Here is a 6,993-nt window from a genome sequence, read left to right as displayed (position 1 = left end):
ACCAGGACTTCAGTCGTGCGCTCTCCCGATCTCGCTGGCCGCCGATCGTCGGCGCGACGCGGCCGCGGGCGGGGCCGCGCGCGGCGCGCACCGGGCAGACATGGCGCTGGTCCACCTGCCCAAGGGCCAGCCGGCGGACATCTGCTCGACGGGGGAACAGAAGGCCCTGCTGATCTCCGTCGTGCTGGCGCATGCCGCGCTGATCGCCGAGGCCCGCGGCTTCGCCCCCCTGCTGCTGCTGGACGAGGTCGCGGCGCATCTCGACGCCGCGCGGCGCGCGGCGCTGTTCGGGGCCCTGGCCAATCTGCCCGCCCAGTCCTTCCTGACCGGCACCGACCCTGAGGTCTTTTCCCCCCTCCAGGGCCTTGGCGACCGCTTCCGGGCGGGGGGCGGAAACCTTGCGCCCGGGGGCGATGACGGGTCGCCTTGAGGCGGGAAAAGGCCTATGTTCAAAAGACCTTTCCAGCCCTTCTCCAGCCAGGAGTGAGCGCGCCGCATGAGCGAGCCCGCGCGTCCCGATTCAGACGCCTACGACAGCGCCTCCATCACCGTCCTGCGGGGGCTCGAAGCCGTCCGCAAGCGGCCGGGCATGTACATCGGCGACACCGATGACGGCTCCGGCCTGCACCACATGGCCTTCGAGATCATCGACAACGCGGTCGACGAGGCGCAGGCCGGCTTCGCCACGTCCTGCCATGTCACGCTGAACGGCGACGGCTCCGTCACCGTGCGCGACGACGGCCGCGGCATCCCGACCGACATCCATGCCGAGGAAGGCATCAGCGCGGCCGAGGTGGTGCTGACCCGCCTGCATGCCGGCGGCAAGTTCAACCAGAATTCCTACAAGGTCTCGGGCGGCCTGCACGGCGTTGGCGCCGCGGTCGTCAACGCGCTCTCCGAATGGATGGAGGTGCGGATCTGGCGCGACGGCAAGGAACACCGCCTGCGCTTCGAGCACGGCGACACCGTCGTGCCCTGCGAGGTCATCGGCCCATCCGACCATCCGAACGGCACGGAGGTGACCTTCAAGCCCTCCGCGCTGACCTTCACGAAAACCGAGTTCGATTTCGCCGTGCTGGAACGCCGGCTGCGCGAGCTCGCCTTCCTCAATTCCGGCCTCGCCATCACGCTGCGCGACGAGCGCCATGCGGAGGTGCAGGAAACCGCCTTCAAGTTCGATGGCGGCCTGGTCGCCTTCGTCGAATGGCTGGACAAGGGCAAGACGCCGGTCTTCGCCCAGCCGATCAGCGTCATGTCGAAGGAACAGGACGGCATCCGTGTCGAGATCGCCGTGCGCTGGAACGATTCCTACCACGAGACGATGCTCTGCTTCACCAACAACATCCCGCAGCGGGATGGCGGCACGCACCTGGCCGGCTTCCGCCAGGCCCTGACGCGCGTGCTCGGCAAGGTGGCCGAGGGTCTCGCGAAGAAGGAAAAGATCGCGCTGGCCGGGGAGGACATGCGCGAAGGCCTGACCGCCGTGCTGTCGGTGAAGGTGCCCGATCCGAAATTCTCCAGCCAGACGAAGGAGAAGCTCGTCTCCTCCGAGGTGCAGCCCATCGTCCACGTCGCGGTCGCCGACGCGCTGACCCATTGGTTCGAGACGCACCCGAAGGAAGCCAAGGACGTGGTCGGCAAGATCATGGACGCGGCGGCGGCGCGGGAGGCCGCGCGCAAGGCGCGCGAGCTCACCCGGCGCAAGGGCGTGCTCGACGTCTCCTCCCTGCCCGGCAAGCTGGCCGACTGCCAGGAACGCGACCCGGCAAAGAGCGAACTCTTCATCGTCGAGGGTGATTCCGCCGGCGGCTCGGCCAAGCAGGGGCGCGACCGCGCCTTCCAGGCGATCCTGCCGCTCAAGGGAAAGATCCTAAACGTGGAGCGCGCGCGCTTCGATCGCATGCTGGGAAGTGCGGAGATCGGGACGCTGATCACCGCGCTGGGCACCGGCATCGGCCGCGGCGAGCCGAGCGAGGGTGGCTTCGACGTCGGCAAGCTGCGCTACCACCGCATCGTCATCATGACCGACGCCGACGTGGACGGCAGCCATATCCGCACGCTGCTGCTGACCTTCTTCTTCCGCCAGATGCCCGAACTCATCGCGCGCGGGCATCTGTACATCGCGCAACCGCCGCTCTACCGCGCCAAGCGCGGCAATGAGGAACGCTACCTGAAGGACGACCGCGCGCTCGAGGACTTCCTGCTCGAGAAGGCGACGTCGGGCGCATCCGTCCGCTACGCCGACGAGAGGCTGATGGCGGCGGAGGAGCTGCGCGCCGAGGAAGAACAATGGCGCCAGGCGGCCTCCCGCATCCGCCGCCTGTCGGGGGTCGTGCCGGCCGATATCGTTGAGCAGGCGGCCGTGACCGGCGCCCTGACGATGGAGGAGGACCGCGCGACCGCCGCCGCCCAGGCGCTCGCTGTCCGGCTCAATGCGCTGGCGCCGGCGAATGAACGCGGCTGGGTCGCGACCAGCGGCGAGTCCGGGCTGACGCTCGCCCGCACCGTGCGCGGCGTGACGGAACGCCACACGCTCGACGCGACGGCGCTGCGCAGCGCCGAGGCGCGCTGGCTCGACGAGCGGCGCGAGCGCTTCGCGCGCGATTTCGCCGCCGGCGCCGCGGTGCTGCTGCTGGGCTCGCAGGAACTTCCGGCGCATGGGCCGCTCGCCGCCTTCGAGCGCCTGATCGCGGAAGGCCGCAAGGGCCTCGCCATCCAGCGCTTCAAGGGCCTGGGCGAGATGAACCCCGACCAGCTGTGGAAGACCACGCTCGACCCCGCCGTGCGCACGCTGCTGCGCGTGCGGGTCGAGGATGTGGAGGATGCCGAGCAGGTCTTCTCGACGCTGATGGGCGACCTCGTGGAGCCGCGCCGCGACTTCATCGTCGGCAACGCGCTCAAGGTCGCCAATCTCGACGTATGAGCGCGGTCGGCGCCGCCCTGCCGCATGACAGCGCGCTCGCGCACTGCACCGGCGCGGCGCGCTTCGCCGACGACCTGCCCGAACCGCCCGGCCTGCTGCACGCCGCCCTTGTCCTGAGCCCCGTCGCGCATGGCACGCTCAACGCCGTCGCGGCGCCGCCGGGGGTGTTGATGCTGACTGCGGCGGACATTCCCGGCGCGAACGACATCTCGCCTTCGGGCAAAGGCGACGAGCCCCTGTTTGCCACCGGCACCATCCGCCATCACGGCCAGCCCATCGCCATGGTGCTGGCCGAAACGCGAGACGCCGCGCTGCGTGCCGCCGCCGCCGTGCGGGCCGAGATCGCGCCGCTGCCGCCGCTGCTCGACCTGGACGAGGCGATCGCACGGCAGTCCTTCCTGATGCCGCCGCAGGTCATCGCGCGCGGCGATGCGGCGGCCGCCATCGCCGCAAGCCCGCTTTCGGCGGAAGGAGAATTCCGCGCCGGCGGGCAGGAGCATTTCTACCTCGAATCCCAGATCGCGCTGGCCATGCCGGGGGAGGACGGGGAGATCGCCATCACCTCCTCCACCCAGCATCCGACCGAGGTGCAGCACATCGCCGGCCGCGTGCTCGGCCTCGACTACAACCGTATCCCCGTGTCGTGTCGGCGCATGGGCGGCGGCTTCGGGGGGAAGGAGAGCAACGCCTCCTGGGTCGCCGCCGCCGCCGCGCTCGGCGTGCGCGTCACCGGTCGACCGGTGAAGCTGCGCCTGCCGCGCAAGACGGACATGGCGGCGACAGGCAAGCGCCACCCCTTCCTGTATCGCTGGCGCGCGGGCTTCGACGGCACGGGGCGCATCCTGGCACTGGAGGCGACGCTCGCCGCCGATGGCGGGCACAGCCTGGATCTGACGCCGGGCGTGGTGTTCCGCAGCCTGACGCATGCGCTGAACTGCTACGACGTGCCGGCGGTCAGGCTCACCGGCCTCGCGCTGCGCACCAACAGCGTCTCCCACACCGCCTTCCGCGGCTTCGGCGGCCCGCAGGGCGTGCTGCTGATGGAGGATGTCATCCGCGGCGTCGCGCGCGCGACCGGCCTATCGCCAGAGGCCGTGCGCGAGCGCAACTTCGCCGGCGCGCCGAACGACGCGGTGACGCCCTATGGCCAGGCGCTGGAAGGCGACCTGATCCGCCGCGCCTGGGCGGAATGCCGCGCCGATGCCGGCATCGACGCGCGCCGCGCCGAGATCGCCGCCTTCAATGCCGCGCATCCCTTCCTCCGGCGTGGGCTCGGATCCTTCGCGCTGGCCTTCGGCATCTCCTTCGGCATCCGCCACCTGAACCAGGCGGGCGCGCTGGTGCATGTCTACACGGATGGCTCGATCCGCCTGAACCATGGCGGGACGGAGATGGGCCAGGGCCTCAACGTCAAGGTCGCGCAGGTCGTGGCCGAGACGTTCGGCGTGCCGCTCGACCGCGTGCGCATCACCGCCACCAGCACGGCGGAAGTACCGAACACCGCGCCCACCGCGGCGAGCACCGGCAGCGACCTGAATGGCTGGGCGGCGCACAACGCGGCGCTCGCCATCCGCGACCGGATGGCGGAGGTCGCCGCGGGGTTGTGGGAGGTGGCGGCGGAGGACATCGCCTTCGTCGAAGGTCGTGTGCGTGTCGCGCGCCCGGGCGACAACCGCGCGATGGGCTTTGGCGACCTCGCGCATCGCTGCTGGATCGAGCGCGTGTCGCTCTCCGCGACCGGCTTCTACCGCACGCCCGACATCCACTGGGACCCGGCGGCGATGAGGGGCGAGCCGTTCTTCTACTTCTCCTACGGCGCTTCGGTTGCGGAGGTCGTGGTCGACACGCTGACCGGCGAGCATCGCGTCCTGCGCGCCGACCTGGTGCAGGATTGCGGCCGCTCCCTGAACCCCGCCATCGACCGCGGCCAGATCGAGGGCGCCTTCGTCCAGGGCCAGGGCTGGCTGACCTGCGAGGAACTGTTCTGGGACGACCAGGGCCGGCAGCGCACGCTTGGCCCCTCCACCTACAAGATCCCCGGATCGCGCGACGCGCCGCCGGATTTCCGCGTCCGGCTGCTGGCCGCCGCCCCCGCGCGCCAGGGGACGATCTTCCGGTCCAAGGCGGTGGGCGAACCGCCGCTGATGCTCGCCACCGCGGTGTGGAACGCGCTTATCGACGCGACGGGGGTGGCGCGGCTCGACCTTCCCGCGACGCCGGAGCGGGTGCTTCTGGCGCTGCGGGCGCGGGGATCGTGAACGCCGGTACGGCGAGCCCGAGCGGCTGGCCGAGGGCCGCCTTCACCTGCACGCCCGCGATCGCGTAGCCGCCCGCGACGGGCAGCAGAAGCGGCGCCCCGCTGCTGCCCACGGTGCCGGCGCAATTGTGCCCGACAAGGATGCCCTGCGGCCCGAAGGTGCCCACCATCACCACGCGGCAGCCGCGATCGGCCAGCAGCACGTCCGGCCGGTCATGCTGCCACGCGGGCAGGGAAAGCGGCGCGCCGTTCGACGGCGCCTCCCGCAGCAGAGGCAGGGTGCGCCCCTGGCCGATCGGCGCGGCGAGGGTGACGAGCGCCCAGTCGGACCGCCAGGGTTCCTCCCGCGCCGCGTCGAAGCCCGGCCCGACGGTGAGCGCCGTGCCGCGCGCGACGGCGCCGCCGAGGCGCACCGCCACATCCCCCGGCGGCACGATCCCCCGCCCATCCGTGGTGACGAGGCAATGCGCCGCCGTCAGCACCACGCGCGGGCCGATCGCGACGCCGCTGCATCGCCCCCCCGGGCGCGTTTCCACCAGTGCGATGGCGTTCCAGGGCGGCTCGGCGAAGGGGACGGGCCGGCGCGGATCGACCGGGCCGAGACCGGGAACCTCGGTCGCCGCGGCAAGGCCCGGCAGGATCAGCGCCGCGGCGAGCAGCGGCGCGCAAATTCGCGCCATCACGCGCCGCGCAGCAGCGCATCGACAAAGGCGGGCACGACCCGCGTCGCGGGTCCGTGCATCGCCTCGTCGAACAGGGACGCGCCTTCGGAGGGTTCGAGGTTGAGTTCCACCGTGCGGGCTCGCCCGCGCACCTCGGCCACGAAGCCCGCGGCGGGATAGACGTTGCCCGAGGTACCGATCGAGACGAACAGGTCGCAGGCCTCGAGTGCCGCGCCGATCTGCTCCATTGCCAGCGGCATCTCCCCGAACCAGACGACATGCGGGCGCAGCCGCCCGCGGGCGCCGCAGGCGGGGCAGGCGCTATCGGGCGCGATGTCCGCGCGCCACGCGCTCGCGCCATGGCAGGCGAGGCAGCGCGCCTTCATCAGCTCCCCATGCATGTGGATCAGGCGCGTCGAGCCCGCGCGCTCATGCAGGTCGTCCACGTTCTGTGTCACCAGAAGCACCTCCCCCGCATGCTCCCGTTCGAGCCGCGCGAGGGCGAGATGCGCGGCGTTCGGGCCGATGGCGGGGTCGCGCAGCTGCGCGCGGCGGGCATTATAGAAGCCCTGCACCCGCGTCGGGTCGCGCGCGAACGCGTCTGGCGTGGCGACATCCTCGATGCGCACCTTGGCCCAGAGCCCATCCGCGTCGCGAAAGGTGGCGAGGCCGGATTCGCGGGAGATTCCCGCGCCGGTCAGCACGACGATGCGGTTGGCCATCAGGATGTCGGCGCGGGCGGCGGCGGCGTGCAGGACCGTGGCGGGCGCGGCACGGGGGAGGTCGGCGCCGGTGCCGGTGCCTCGGTCTGCGCCTGCGCCGGAAGGGGCGCGAAGGGCGGCAGGGCTGGCCCGGCGGCGAGCGCCAGGGCCAAGAACGGCAGCGTCAGGCGGCGGGTCATGCAGAAAGGCTAGATCGAAGCGCGGGGCAAAGGGAACAGTCTCGTCGGTCGCGCCGCGCGCTGGCATCCTGTGCCCATGCTGCGCACCTTCCTCGCGATGCTGTTCCTGGTGGTGCTCGGCGCCGGCGGCCTCTGGTACGTGCTGAACGTCCCGGTCACGCCCGGCCAGGCACCGCGGCCCGCCGCGATGGCAGCGCCCCGCCCGGCGCCGCAGCCGGCCGAGCCGCGCCCGACCGGGTCCCTGCCCGCG

5 protein-coding genes and 1 pseudogene are annotated in these 6,993 nt (G+C 71.9%); 3 read left to right on the top strand and 3 right to left on the bottom strand.

Features of this window, described 5'->3' with window-relative positions; genetic code table 11:
* The 3 genes and pseudogenes from HW577_RS17350 to xdhB all read left to right on the top strand — a co-directional run.
* A pseudogene (locus HW577_RS17350) lies at nt 1-430 on the top strand (DNA replication/repair protein RecF); the annotation flags it as partial.
* Between the two features lie 66 nt (nt 431-496).
* The gene (gene gyrB / locus HW577_RS17345; protein WP_198377404.1) at nt 497-2,923 is read left to right on the top strand and encodes a DNA topoisomerase (ATP-hydrolyzing) subunit B; all 2,427 of its coding nucleotides are present in this window, start codon (nt 497-499) and stop codon (nt 2,921-2,923) included.
* On the top strand, nt 2,920-5,181 hold the full coding sequence (gene xdhB, locus HW577_RS17340; protein ID WP_198377403.1) for a xanthine dehydrogenase molybdopterin binding subunit: 2,262 nt from the start codon (nt 2,920-2,922) through the stop codon (nt 5,179-5,181). The genes gyrB and xdhB overlap by 4 nt, the downstream gene beginning before the upstream one ends.
* On the opposite strand, the gene HW577_RS17335 is transcribed toward xdhB, so the two are convergent.
* The 3 genes from HW577_RS17335 to HW577_RS26615 are packed head-to-tail and all read right to left on the bottom strand — an operon-like array spanning nt 5,096 to nt 6,743.
* Nucleotides 5,096-5,860, bottom strand: a complete 765-nt coding sequence (locus HW577_RS17335; protein WP_198377402.1) for a trypsin-like serine peptidase — start codon at nt 5,858-5,860, stop codon at nt 5,096-5,098. The genes xdhB and HW577_RS17335 overlap by 86 nt on opposite strands.
* Entirely contained in the window at nt 5,860-6,564 is a 705-nt protein-coding gene (gene cobB, locus HW577_RS17330) for a Sir2 family NAD+-dependent deacetylase (RefSeq protein WP_232475015.1), read from the bottom strand. Before cobB ends, HW577_RS17335 begins: the two co-directional genes overlap by 1 nt.
* Nucleotides 6,564-6,743: a hypothetical protein gene (locus HW577_RS26615; RefSeq protein ID WP_232475014.1), complete on the bottom strand. Its 180-nt coding sequence runs from the start codon at nt 6,741-6,743 to the stop codon at nt 6,564-6,566. The genes cobB and HW577_RS26615 overlap by 1 nt, the downstream gene beginning before the upstream one ends.
* Nucleotides 6,744-6,993 lie beyond the last annotated feature (250 nt).

The organism is Neoroseomonas rubea, from assembly GCF_016106015.1.
GTDB lineage: Bacteria > Pseudomonadota > Alphaproteobacteria > Acetobacterales > Acetobacteraceae > Neoroseomonas > Neoroseomonas rubea.
Note: the sequence above shows the minus strand (reverse complement) of the source record. Positions and strands in the feature narration are given on the sequence as shown.